Source organism: Trichococcus sp., assembly GCF_049589555.1.
In the GTDB taxonomy this organism is placed as follows: Bacteria; Bacillota; Bacilli; order Lactobacillales; family Aerococcaceae; genus Trichococcus.
Window position 1 is genome coordinate 1 of sequence record NZ_JBAWAZ010000114.1, and the last position, 13,172, is coordinate 13,172.

Sequence of the window (13,172 nt, forward strand, 5' to 3'; positions counted from 1 at the left end):
GCAGAAGTGCGTCCGTACTTCACTTTCTACGGTTTCCGCTATGCCAAAATAACCGGTGTCGACCTTCTGGAGCGGGATCTGGGCTTCAAAGGCTACGTGTTGCAGAGCGAGTTGGAAGAGACGAGCGGCATGATCACAGCCAACCCGGATGTGAATCAATTGCTGAAGAACGCGCTTTGGGGGCAAAAAGGCAATTTCTTGGATGTGCCGACGGATTGCCCGCAACGCGATGAGCGCATGGGCTGGACAGGTGACGCCCAGATCTTTGCCCGGACAGCGAGCTATCATATGCATACACCGGCATTCTACAAAAAATTCATGCACGATTTGCGTCTGGAACAAATCGCACTGGATGGAGCCGTTCCGTTTGTTGTTCCGCAGATCAAACCGAAAGATGATGCTGGGTTTGTGACTGGTGCCGGAGCGGCTGCCTGGTCGGACGCGGCGACGGTCATTCCCTGGGTACTCTATGAGCAGTACGGGGACCGTTCGCTGTTGAAGGAACAATATCCGACAATGAAGGATTGGGTGGACTATATTGTTCGCGAAGATATGAAATCCGGCGGTAAACGCCTCTGGACGACAGGCTTCCAGTTCGGCGACTGGCTGGCATTGGACGGGGACAATCCGCACTCGCCGATGGGCGGCACCGATACCTCGCTGGTTGCATCCGTGTACTACTATCATTCGGCTACGTTGCTGGCACGGGCCGCGGAGGTCCTTGGCAATACTAGTGATGCGTTGGCATACACCAAATTGGCTACGGAAGTGAAACAAGCCATCCAAAATGAATACTTGACCATTACGGGACGCTTGGCGGTGACGACCCAGACTGCCTACATCCTGTTCCACTATTTCGATCTCTGTCCGGATCCATTCAAAGAGCGGATGACAAAAGACTTCTATGATAAAGTCATTTCCAGCGGCGTACACCTGCAGACCGGATTCGTCGGGACACCGTATTTTGCAGAGGCTTTGAGCAAGAACGGCATGAACGAATTGGCCTATGGTTTGCTACTGAATGAGGATTATCCGAGCTGGTTGTTTGCGGTTAAGATGGGGGCGACCACCATCTGGGAACGTTGGAATTCGATTTTGCCGGACGGAAAAATCTCCGGAACGGACATGAACTCCTTGAACCATTATGCATATGGCTCAATCGTGGAGTGGCTGTACCGTTGCGTCCTGGGCATCCAAGCCGATAGCGCACATCCAGGATACAAACATTTCTTCCTGGCACCGCAACCGAGTGCGCAGTTGGGCAAAGCGGAAGGGTATTATCAATCCGTTTCCGGCCGCATCGAAAGCGCGTGGGAAATTTTAGCGGACGGACAATTGGATTTCGCTTTCCGCGTGCCTTTCGGGACGACCGCAACCATCACCCTGCCGGATCTGGCTATTGAAGAAGCACAGAAAACGGAGTGGCTACGTTCCGTAGTCGCTGCCGAGGATGGCATAACAGTCACAGTCAGAGCAGGCGACTACCGCGTCACGTACATGCCAACTCGGAACTATCTCCCTGAAATCACAACCGAGTTGTCCTACCGGGAATTACTGGAGTACACACCAGCCCGAAAAGTGATCTTCGAGCAACTACCGATGATGCGCAACAACGACATCGCATTGCAGTATTTGGATATGCCGTTGGAGACATTCAAGGAGTTGCCGATCCTTTCAAATTTTGTCAGCGAACAAGCTTTGGAGCGGATGAATGCGTCTTTTGCCTGACGGATCTATTGGATTTGGCTTCACAAACGTTTTGCGGATAATTGCAAGTTGTTTAATTGAAAAGAAGAGGCCATCTGATTAAAAATCGAGGTGGCCTCTTCTTTTGGCATGTGCACAAACATCAGGAAATATGACATGAACATTCAAATGAGGACAAAAGTAAATGTTTTGTGTGAGGTTTTATCACTCAAAAAGGACAGAAGAAGTTTGATTTTCTGAAAAAACTGCTCTAATATTCATTTATAACAAATTTCATGTTAGAATATTTCACAAAAAGCTATTCCGATGTGAAACTTTTAAATAAAGGAGGAAAATAAATGAAGGCAGTCATACTACAAAGCTGGCGTCCGGATTCTTCGAACTATAATTTCCAAAATCTTTTGAATGCGTGGGAAGGGATATCCGACATACCGGAAATAACCGGATATCGGGTCGAAATCGTCCATGATTCTTCCTTCGAGTCGTATGACCAGGCCATAGGCGATGCCGAAATTGTCATCGGCTTTTTCATCACCGAAGAAAATTTCAATGAAGAATTGTTTATCAGACATCCCAATATCCGCTATTTGGCTACCTTATCGCATGGCTATGCCGAGATGGATAAAGCTTTGACGCAGAAATATGGTGTGACCGTGACGAATACCATCTATGGTGCGGATGCGATCGCCGAATTTACATTGGGACTTTTGTTTGATATCTGTAAAAATATTCAGATCAACAGCGACATCGTTAAAAATACGGATTGGACGGATCCGCAGCCCGGCAGTTGGTTCATTCCCGCAACGAGGCAATTGGAAATCAGCGGAAAAACGATCGGTATCATCGGATTGGGAAATATCGGTTTCCAGTTGGCCCGCAAGTCCGACGCTTTGGGGATGCATGTTCTTGGCTACAGTCGAACCTATAAGGAAGGACTAGCTTATCAATTCATTGATCAAGTCTCTCTGGAGCAGTTGCTGGAGGATTCGGATATCATTTCAATCAATACGCCTTTGACGAGCGAAACCTATCATCTGATCGATCGTGCGGCTATCGACCAGATGAAGCATGGGGTGATCCTTTTGAACACGGCCCGCGGAGAGATCATCGATGAGCTGGCGTTGACCGAAGCGTTGAAATCAGGCAAAATCTATGCGGCAGGCTTGGATGTCCTTTCGGAAGAACCGCCCACAAAAAATATCGAACTGTTTCAGTTGGATAATGTCAGAATCACGCAGCATATCGCATGGGGTTCGCAGGAAACAAACTTGCGGGCCATCGAAATCGCCTTGGAAAATCTGGTCAATTACCTTCAGGATCAACCTACGAGTGTGATCAGCTAATTCCAATGATGAATACCGAATGAAGGCCGAGTGCAAAAGCTCGGTTTTTTTGCTGTGGAGCCATCTGCTGATATAATGGAACTGTGGAGAAATTCTTTGATGAAGCGCCGGAATGCTTGTTCTTAAAGGATGGGGGATAAGGATATGCTAGTCGATTGGGTCACTATGAGCAGCAACTATGCGAACTTTGCCGGGATACTTGCTGGTTTTGTGTTCAGCGGTATTTTCTTGCTTCTGGAAGATGAGAAAAGGGACGCTTCCGAAGTCATCAGCATCCTGCTGGTCGGCTTTTTTGGACTTGTGCTCACCGCCTTTTTGTTTTCGAACATCAGCGGGATGGAAGCGGATCCGCTTGATCAAAACCGAATGCGGATGGTGTCCTTCCATATAGTGATCGCCAGCATCATCTTTTCGATCGCGATTATGCAAATGTTTTTGAGCCTTGTTTTCATCTTCATCCTTTACGAACTGCCGGCGCAAGTCATCAGCCTGGGCAAAACGATCTATTACGGATCGGCCCTTATCGCAACGATGTTTGTGATCAGAACAATCCCGGCTCTGTATACGGACGAGGCCATCTTGTCCGCCTTGCCCCGAAATCTGTACCTTGCGGTAGTTGTTACGGTGGTATTTACGTTTATCCTCAGCAAATTTTTCAGAAGAAAACTGGATGCCCTGTTCGAACGCTACTTCATCATGATCATAACCGCCACTTTCCTGTTCATGCTGCTGCTCGTTGTCCTTTACAACACACAGATCCATCTGAAGGATATTCCCGTAATCGTCGATCAGGTCATTATGGGGATGTTCACGGTCAATATGATGATCAACAACTTCAGCATCAATCATGAATACCGGATGATGCAGTTGCAAGATAAGAAATGAACGTTTTATGTCCGTTTGGTGATTTATATTTTGATTTTTCGATTGTTTCAAGTACAATATAAGAAAAGGACCGGGGTGAATACATGAAGTCAAGTCAAGGAATCGTATACAAGAGAAGGCAGCATATCTTAAAGGCCCTTCAAGAAAAGAAAGTTGTGTTGGTGGAAGATTTGGCGAAGGAACTGGATGTCTCGGAAATCACCGTCAGACGTGACTTGCAGAGTTTCGACGACCAGCATTTGATCGAGCGCTTCTATGGCGGCGCCCGTCTTTTGGAGGGATCTTTTCAAAAAGAAGAGTATCCGGCAGTCAGGCCGCATCGTTCGAAAAAACAGGAAATCGCGAAGTTGGCCGCCACTCTGGTCAATGATCACGACATGATCTTCATCAATTCGGGATCGACTGCATTCCTTTTGCTCAAATACTTGTCGGACCGGAATGTCACCATCATAACCAACAATGGCCGGGCAATCTTCCGGAATCCGTCCTCGAAGGCGGAGATCGTGCTGTCGGGCGGGGAAATATACGAAAAGAAAAAATCGCTCGTTGGGGATTTCGCTTTGTACACCTTCTCAAAGGTGACTGCCAATATCTGTTTTCTGGGTGTGGGCGGCATCAACGATAAAGGGATCACGACCTATGCCTTGCCGGAAACGGCTGTCAACAGGCTGATTCTGGAGCGGACAAAGGGACCGCGTATCGTAGTGGCGGAAGGCAGTAAAGTGGGACGGGAACAAAACTTTTCCACTGCCAGTATCAGCCTCATCACGCATCTGGTCACGGACCGCTCTGCGGATAAAGAAGAAATAAAGAAGATCGAAGCCAAGGGTGTAAAGGTACTGTACGTTACCGAAGTCAACGTCAACGGTGAGAACGAAATCAGAATCGAAGAGTGAATATAATAGAATACAAATACAGCGACAAAATGCGACGGGGATCCCCGGCAGTGTTTTGTCGCTTTTTCGTTGGAATCAGCATGCACGCTTTCATTGAAGCGATCATAAAGAAGAATCCCGGCGTTTGAATCGTTCATAACCTATGAAACGATCATAAAAATAAGCTAAAGATTGTTTGTTTAGGACCTATTGCGACTGAAAGCGTTTTATTGTATGATTAACTCATCGAAAGGAATGTTCGTTATATGAACGTTTTAAGATCGGTGTACAAATAATAAGAAAAAGTGATCATAACGATTACGCAGAAGGAGAATGACGAATGGCTAATGTTAATGATATTACAAAAGAATCATGGGTGTTGAGCACATTTCCTGAATGGGGCACTTGGTTGAATGAAGAAATCGAAGACACTGTGGTTGCCGAAAATACATTCGCAATGTGGTGGCTGGGCTGTACAGGCATTTGGTTGAAATCACATGAATCGACAAACATCCTTTGTGATTTGTGGTGTGGCACAGGCAAACAATCACACGGCAGCGGCAAGATGAAGGACGGCCACCAAATGCAACGCATGAGCGGCGTTCAAAATATGCAGCCTAATTTGAGAGCGCAACCATTTGTCATCGATCCATTCGCAGTGAAAAACGTGGATGCATTGGTCGTTACGCATATCCATTCCGATCACTTGGACATCAACACGGCAGCAGCTGTTCTGAAAAACTCGAGCGATGCGGTTAAATTCGTAGGACCGCAAGCGGTTGTGGATACTTGGATCGGTTGGGGAGTTCCTGAAGAAAAATGCGTAGTCGTGAAACCGGGAGACAGCGTCAAAATCAAAGACATCGAAATCGTCGCTTTGGAAGCATTCGACCGCACGGCCTTGGTTACGGCCTCTGAAGGAGAAGTCTTAAAAGGAAAAATGCCGCAGGACATGGATTTGATCGCAGTGAACTATTTGTTCAAAACATCAGGCGGAAACTTGTATCACGCAGGCGATTCCCACTACTGCAACTATTTCGCGAAACACGGAAACGATCACCAAGTGGATGTCTGCTTAGGGGCATTCGGTGAAAACCCACGCGGAATCACCGACAAGGTCACTTCAGTGGACATGCTGAGAATGGCAGAATCTTTGAACGCGAAAGTAGTCATCCCGGTCCACTATGATATCTGGTCGAATTTCCAAGCGGATCCTAAAGAACTGATCGAGTTGTGGAAATTCAAAAAAGATCGTCTTCAATACGGATTCAAACCATACATCTGGCAAGTCGGCGGAAAATTCGTTTATCCGAATGACAAAGACAGAATGGAATTCAATTTCAATCGCGGATTTGACGATGTGTTCAGCGTCGAAAATGATTTGCCTTTCACTTCATTCCTATAAGAACAAGCACCTAAGAGGAGAGATCATATGTTAGATGAAGTCATCAAAAATAAAAGATTTTCTTTCCACGAGGGATTCGATAGTTGGCAAGACAGCATCCGTGCTGCTTGTCAACCACTTATCGAAGAAGGCGCCATCGAGAGCGCTTATCCCGAGTACATCATCGAAAATGTAAACGAATTTGGACCTTACATCGTCATCGCACCGGATATCTGCATCCCGCATGCACAAGAAGGCAAGGGCGTAAATGAAACCGCTATCTGCTTTATGCGTACGAAAGTGCCTGTGAACTTCGGGCCGGCAGCCGAGTACGAAGCGCGCATCTTCTTCGTATTGGCATCGACGGACAATGAGAAGCATCTGGCGAATCTGTCTTCGCTTGTGACTTTGCTGTCTGATGAAAGTGTCGTGGATGCCTTTATTCAAGCCAACTCAGTCGCTGATTTAGAAAAAATTATGGAAATCGAGGGTGAATATCTTGGAACTATTAATTAGTGTATGGACATTCTTTCAAGTTAATATCTTAACGCAACCTGCTTTTTTCCTGGGTATTATCGTATTCGTCGGCTACTTGTTGTTGGGCAGACCCGTATATGACGCTCTTGCCGGTTTCATCAAGGCAACTGTCGGTTATCTGGTACTGAATGTAGCGGCTGGCGGTTTGGTCGGAAATTTCCGTCCGATCCTGGCAGGCTTAAAAGAAAGATTCAACTTATCGGCAGTCGTAATCGATCCTTATTTTGGACAGACGGCTGCGCAACAAGCGATTGAAGGAGCCGGACGTTCCTTCAGCCTGATGGTTATCGTTTTACTTATCGCTTTCATGGTGAATATTGTTTTAGTCATTTTCCGTAAATATACTAAAGTCCGGACCGTGTTCATCACCGGCCACATCATGGTGCAACAGTCTTCCACTGCTTTATGGCTTGTCTTGTTCGCTTTTCCTGAATTGCAGGATGCAGGCGTCATCGTCATGTTGGGCCTTTTGTTGGGAACGTATTGGTCAGTATTCTCAAATCTGACCGTTGAAGCAACGCAAGATTTGACTGAAGGCGGCGGCTTTGCCATCGGGCATCAGCAAATGTTCGGTGTTTGGTTGACCGATAAGTTTGCAGGGAAATTCAGCAAAAACAGCAAAAAATTGGAAGACGTCACGCTTCCTGGATTCCTTTCCATCTTCAAGGAAAGCGTCGTTTCGACAAGCATCCTGATGTTCCTGTTCTTCGGCATCATCATGGGTATCCTCGGGAAAGATCTGATGATGACGATCGACCTGGCCTATACCGGCGAACGTAACTTTGTGTTCTACATCCTGGAAAAATCACTGTACTTCGCAGTCTATCTGCAAATTTTACAACTTGGTGTCCGCATGTTCGTATCAGAATTGACGGAATCCTTCCAAGGGATCTCCAACAAACTGTTGCCTGGTTCCATGCCGGCGATCGACTGCGCGGCAACTTATGGATTCGGCCCAGGAAATGCCGTCACATTCGGCTTCCTGTTCGGAGCTTTGGGACAATTCTTGGCGATCATCGGCTTGGTAGTATTCAAGAGCCCGGTTCTGGTCATCACCGGATTCGTACCTGTATTCTTTGACAATGCAACGTTTGCTGTATATGCGAACCACAAAGGCGGCATGAAAGCCGCAATGATCATCCCATTCATTTCAGGTGTCATTCAAGTAATCGGTGGCGGTTTGGCTGCCTACCTCTTCCAGCTTTCCCAATTCGGCGGCTGGCATGGTAACTTCGACTGGGATACTTTATGGTTGGGTTACGGAGTCATCATGAAATACGGCGGTTATGCCGGTGTCGCTGCACTTGTTATCGGGATGCTGTTGATACCGCAGATTCAATACCGCAAAAACAAAAAACACTACTTCATGATTGCGGAAGATTATGAACAATACAAAGAAGAAATCGATGCTGAAAAGCAAACACAAGGTAGCGTAGAAGCAGCTTAACCTAAAAAAACAAGATGCAAGATACATAATAGGAGGAATTGATTATGAAAGTACTAGCAGCGTGTGGAAGTGGAATGGGTTCAAGCCAAATCATCAAAATGAAAATTACGAATGTCTTCAAAAAATTAAACATTCCTTTGGAAATCCATCATTGTGCGGTTTCTGAAGCAAAAACTTTGGCACCGAGCTACGATGTGGTTGTTTGTTCGAACTCACTTTTGGACGTATTCAAAAATGTGGACCAAAGCAAAACGAAAATCATCGGGTTGAAAAATCTCTTGTCCGAAAAAGAGATCGAAGAAAAAGTCCGCGAAATCGTCTTGGGCGAATAGGCGGTGCTCCCATGACATACACTGAACTGAAAAAAAGAGTACTGGAAGCCAACCTGCAGTTGCCCGAATACGGGCTGGTCAAATTTACCTGGGGCAATGTTTCCGAAATAGACCGCGAAAAACAAATCATCGCAATCAAACCATCCGGGGTCGAATATGCTGATATGACTGTTGAAGACATTGTTGTCGTCGATATGGACGGAAATGTAGTGGAAGGCAGCCTGAAACCATCTTCGGATTTGGATACGCATCTTGAACTATACAGAAACTTTAAGGATATCGGAGGGGTGGTCCATACGCATTCACCATGGGCAACCACCTTGGCGCAAGGGGGAGCAGAGATTCCGGCCTACGGAACGACGCAAGGGGATTACTTTTATGGAACAATCCCTTGCACCCGCCGGATGACGAGTGAAGAAATCGCGGGATCCTATGAACTGGAAACAGGCAAAGTTATCGTAGAAACGTTTGAAGCTATCGATGAGAATCAAGTTCCGGGCGTGCTGGTCCACAGCCATGGGCCCTTCGCTTGGGGGAAGGATGCCTTTGAGGCGGTCCACAATATGGTCGTCATGGAAGAAGTTGCCATGATGTCTTGGCGCAACCGCGTCATGAATCCGGGGATCGAAAGTATGCAGCAGGAACTTTTGGACAAACATTTTCTTCGAAAACACGGTCCGGGTGCTTACTATGGACAGGTCAAGGGGGAGAAAGATGACTTACACGTTAGGAATCTATGAAAAATCGATGCCGGGCAATTTGAGCTGGAAGGAAAAGCTCTCGGTTGCGAAAAATGCCGGTTATGATTTTTTGGAAATGAGTGTCGATGAAACCGACGAGAAACTGGCGCGCATCGAATGGAGCAAGCAAGAGCGGAAAGAGCTTCTGGATGCCATGTACGAAGTCGGGCTACCGATCCGCTCCATGTGCCTTAGCGGACATCGAAAATATCCGCTAGGCTCCCATGATCCGCTCATCCGTGAAAAAAGCTTGGAGATCATGGAGAAAGCCATCGATTTGGCGGATGATTTGGGAATACGCATCATCCAATTGGCAGGCTACGATGTCTATTATGAAGACAGTGATCAGCAGACCAAGGAATATTTCATCGAAAATCTGCAGAAATCTGTCGATATGGCAAGCAAAAAAGGGATTCTGTTGGGGTTCGAGACGATGGAAACGCCGTTCATGAACACCGTGGAGAAGGCGATGGAATATGTGAATATTATCCAATCACCGTATCTGCAAGTCTATCCCGACACAGGGAACTTGAAAAATGCTTCCTTATCCAGCACGAACTCTGTCTATGAAGATATTCAAACGGGCAGGGGACATATGGTTGCAGCACATCTGAAGGAAACAATACCGGGTCATTTCCGTGAAATCCCCTTCGGTACGGGACATGTATCTTTCGAAGAAACAATCAAAACGATGTGGAAAGAAGGCGTCCGACGCTTTGTTGCCGAATTCTGGTATACCGGTCAAGAAAATTGGCTGGAAGATATCCAGTTCGCCCACACTTTCTTAAGAGGGAAATTTCAAAAAGTTGGCCATTAATTGAGTTTGGTTGAAGGTCAAAAGACCTTCAACCATTTTTTAGGAAGAGAGGATATACGGAAATATGCAAAATACATTTGATCAAATCGACGAGTTAGCGGTAAATACCGTACGTACACTTAGCATCGAGGCTGTACAGAAGGCCAATTCAGGGCATCCCGGGTTACCGATGGGTGCAGCGCCAATGGCCTATGCTTTATGGACAAAGCATTTAAAAGTCAATCCTAAAAACAGCAAATGGGTAGACCGTGATCGTTTCGTCCTATCTGCTGGACACGGATCTTCATTGTTGTACAGTTTATTGCATTTATCCGGCTTCGCTATAAGCATGGATGACGTGAAAAACTTCCGTCAATTCGGCAGCAAGACACCTGGACACCCGGAAGTGCATGACACGGACGGCGTGGAAGCGACGACCGGTCCGTTGGGACAAGGAATCGCGAATGCAGTCGGATTCGCAATGGCAGAAGCGCATTTGGCTGCTACCTACAACAAAGAAAACTTCCCGGTTGTGGATCATTATACCTACTTCCTGAACGGCGACGGCGATCTGATGGAAGGCATCTCCCATGAAGCAGCCAGCTTGGCAGGCCACCTGAAATTAGGCAAATTGATCGGTCTTTATGACTCCAACGACATCTCTTTGGACGGCCCGACATCCAAATCCTTTACGGAAGATGTGGCTGCCCGTTTCGAAGCCTACGGTTGGCAACATATTTTAGTAAAAGACGGTAATGACCTGGAAGCCATCTCGAAAGCCATCGAAGAAGCGAAAGCTGAAACCGAAAAACCGACTTTGATCGAAATTAAAACCATCATCGGCTTTGGTGCTCCTGACGCAGGAACGCATAAAGTCCATGGTGCTCCATTGGGAGCGGAAGGCGTCGCCTTCGCGAAAGCGGCTTATGGCTGTGCGGACGAAGCTTTCTGTGTGCCTACTGAAGTGGCAGCCCGTTTCGACGAAACAACGGTTGCAGAAGGCCAAAAAGCGGAAGCGGCTTGGACAGCGATGTTCGATGGCTACAAAGCTGCTTATCCAGAGTTGGCTCACACATTCGAAACAGCGATGGCAGGCGAATTGCCTGAAGGCTGGCAAGACAAACTGCCGACTTATGAAGTGGGAAGCGCTGCAAAAGCAAGCCGTGTGACCAGCGCGGAATCCATCCAAGCATTGGGCGAAGCTGTACCTTACTTCTGGGGCGGTTCTGCGGACTTATCTTCTTCAAACAACACAATGATCAAAGAAGCGTCTGATTTTGAGCCCGGCAACTATGCGGGAAGAAATATTTGGTACGGTGTGCGCGAATTCGCGATGGCTGCTATAATGAACGGCATTATTTTGCACGGCGGAACCAGAACGTATGCAGGGACATTCTTCGTCTTCACGGATTATCTGCGCCCAGCTATGCGTTTGGCAGCCATTTCGCATTTGCCTGCCACTTACGTGATGACGCATGACTCGATTGCAGTCGGCGAAGATGGCCCGACGCATGAGCCAGTGGAACACTTATCAAGCTACCGCGGTATGCCGAACTTGACGGTTCTGCGTCCGGCTGACGGCAATGAAGTCAGTGCAGCATGGGAAATCGCTGTGTCTTCAGCAGACAAACCAACGATGTTGGTGTTGACGCGCCAGAACTTACCTGTTTTGGAAGGCACAAAAGAAATGGCCCGCGAAGGCGTTAAGAAGGGCGCTTACGTTCTTTCGCCGCAACAAGGCGAAACGCCTGCCGGCATCCTGATCGCAACCGGTTCGGAAGTGAACATGGCAGTGGAAGCGCAGCAACAATTGCGTGAAGCTGGAGTGGACGTGTCTGTTGTCTCCATGCCGAGTTTCGATCTGTTCGAAGCCCAAGATGCTGCCTACAAAGAGCAAGTCTTGCCTGGTGCAGTCCGCAACCGTATGTCCATCGAGATGGGCGCGACCTTCGGTTGGGAACGTTATGTTGGCCTGGATGGCCTAGCTTACGGCATTGATACTTACGGCGCAAGCGGCAATGGCAACGTGGTAATGGCTGAGTTTGGCTTTACGACCGAAAAAGTGGTTGCGGCTTATCAAGCGAAGTTCGTAAAGTAAACTGATTATAGAAGCACTTGAGCGAGGCTAATGATGAAGGGAGCACATTAATGATGAAAATAACCAAGAAGAAATTGGATGATATGTATCGCAGTTATTGCGCCAGTTACATCACAATCGGAGGCGAAACGTGCGCGTTGATCGCCAGCGAAGAGGAAGGCTACCCTTGCTACATGTATTCGGGCAAAGACTTCGAAAAAAAAGAAACCGTTTGGGAAAAGGGCGGTGGCTGCATGTCCATCATCCCTATCCCGAATAAAGAAAATGAATTTCTGGCCATCGTCGATTTTTACCTGAAGGTCAGCCCAAGTAAAGCGAAAGTGGTCTGGGGCAAGTATGATTCCGAAACTGGCTGGGAAATCAAGGATGTGCTGTACCTGCCTTATCTGCACCGTTTCGACATCTATGATGTGGATGGCGTGAACTACTTTGTCGGCGCCACGATAGCGGATGACAAGGATTTCAAGGATGATTGGTCGCGATCAGGCAGCATCTATTATGGTGTACTGCCGGAAGACCCTACCGAAGGCGTCGAGCTTAAGGTTTTAGGGAAAGGCTATTTCCGTAACCATGGCTACTACAAGGATTATGAAGGCGACAAACCGGTCGGCTACTTCACAAGTGATCAAGGGATCATCAAAGTGACGCCTTTTGCCGATAAAGAATGGGAAATCGAGCAGATTTTGGACACTCCAATAGGCGAAGTCGCATTGTTTGATATCGACTCGGACGGGGAAAAAGAAATGATCACAATCGAACCTTTCCATGGCGACAGCATCAAAATCTACAAAAAGACGGAATCCGGATACGAAGCGGTCTACGAATATCCGCATAAAATCGATTTCGCCCATACCTTGGTCGGCACCACGCTTAGAGGCGTCCCTAGCTTTGTTGGCGGCATACGGCGCGAAAACTGCGACCTGTTCTACATTCAATATGTGGACGGCGAATTCAAAACCGAAATCGTCGACAAAGGCTGCGGCCCATCCAATATTATGGTTGTGAACGAAGCTGATAGGGACATCATC

Annotated in this window: 12 protein-coding genes; all 12 read left to right on the forward strand. The window is 47.4% G+C overall.

What is annotated here, in order from left to right; genetic code table 11:
* A partial coding sequence (locus WBV27_RS04905) for an alpha-L-rhamnosidase C-terminal domain-containing protein (RefSeq protein ID WP_424199943.1) occupies positions 1-1,728 on the forward strand: 1,728 nt, incomplete at its 5' end.
* A 317-nt stretch (positions 1,729-2,045) separates the two neighbouring features.
* Positions 2,046-3,050, forward strand: a complete 1,005-nt coding sequence (locus WBV27_RS04910; protein WP_424199945.1) for an NAD(P)-dependent oxidoreductase — start codon at positions 2,046-2,048, stop codon at positions 3,048-3,050.
* A 144-nt stretch (positions 3,051-3,194) separates the two neighbouring features.
* Positions 3,195-3,935 (forward strand): hypothetical protein, encoded by a 741-nt coding sequence (locus tag WBV27_RS04915; protein ID WP_424199947.1) that lies wholly within the window; start codon positions 3,195-3,197, stop codon positions 3,933-3,935.
* An 83-nt stretch (positions 3,936-4,018) separates the two neighbouring features.
* On the forward strand, positions 4,019-4,831 hold the full coding sequence (locus WBV27_RS04920; RefSeq protein ID WP_424199949.1) for a DeoR/GlpR family DNA-binding transcription regulator: 813 nt from the start codon (positions 4,019-4,021) through the stop codon (positions 4,829-4,831).
* A 319-nt stretch (positions 4,832-5,150) separates the two neighbouring features.
* Positions 5,151-6,215 (forward strand): L-ascorbate 6-phosphate lactonase, encoded by a 1,065-nt coding sequence (gene ulaG, locus WBV27_RS04925; RefSeq protein ID WP_424199951.1) that lies wholly within the window; start codon positions 5,151-5,153, stop codon positions 6,213-6,215.
* Positions 6,216-6,242: 27 nt separating this feature from the next.
* On the forward strand, positions 6,243-6,710 hold the full coding sequence (locus WBV27_RS04930; RefSeq protein ID WP_140185497.1) for a PTS sugar transporter subunit IIA: 468 nt from the start codon (positions 6,243-6,245) through the stop codon (positions 6,708-6,710).
* Positions 6,691-8,178: a PTS ascorbate transporter subunit IIC gene (locus tag WBV27_RS04935; protein ID WP_424199962.1), complete on the forward strand. Its 1,488-nt coding sequence runs from the start codon at positions 6,691-6,693 to the stop codon at positions 8,176-8,178. Before WBV27_RS04930 ends, WBV27_RS04935 begins: the two co-directional genes overlap by 20 nt.
* Before the next feature lie 44 nt (positions 8,179-8,222).
* Positions 8,223-8,510, forward strand: coding sequence for a PTS sugar transporter subunit IIB (locus tag WBV27_RS04940; protein WP_205076491.1), 288 nt, complete (start codon positions 8,223-8,225; stop codon positions 8,508-8,510).
* Between the two features lie 11 nt (positions 8,511-8,521).
* Entirely contained in the window at positions 8,522-9,250 is a 729-nt protein-coding gene (locus WBV27_RS04945; RefSeq protein ID WP_424199954.1) for an L-ribulose-5-phosphate 4-epimerase, read from the forward strand.
* On the forward strand, positions 9,225-10,067 hold the full coding sequence (locus WBV27_RS04950; RefSeq protein WP_424199956.1) for an L-ribulose-5-phosphate 3-epimerase: 843 nt from the start codon (positions 9,225-9,227) through the stop codon (positions 10,065-10,067). The genes WBV27_RS04945 and WBV27_RS04950 overlap by 26 nt, the downstream gene beginning before the upstream one ends.
* A 64-nt stretch (positions 10,068-10,131) precedes the next feature.
* Positions 10,132-12,144, forward strand: a complete 2,013-nt coding sequence (gene tkt, locus WBV27_RS04955) for a transketolase (RefSeq protein ID WP_424199958.1) — start codon at positions 10,132-10,134, stop codon at positions 12,142-12,144.
* Positions 12,145-12,194: 50 nt separating this feature from the next.
* On the forward strand, positions 12,195-13,172 hold a 978-nt coding region (locus WBV27_RS04960), incomplete at its 3' end, for a hypothetical protein (RefSeq protein ID WP_424199960.1).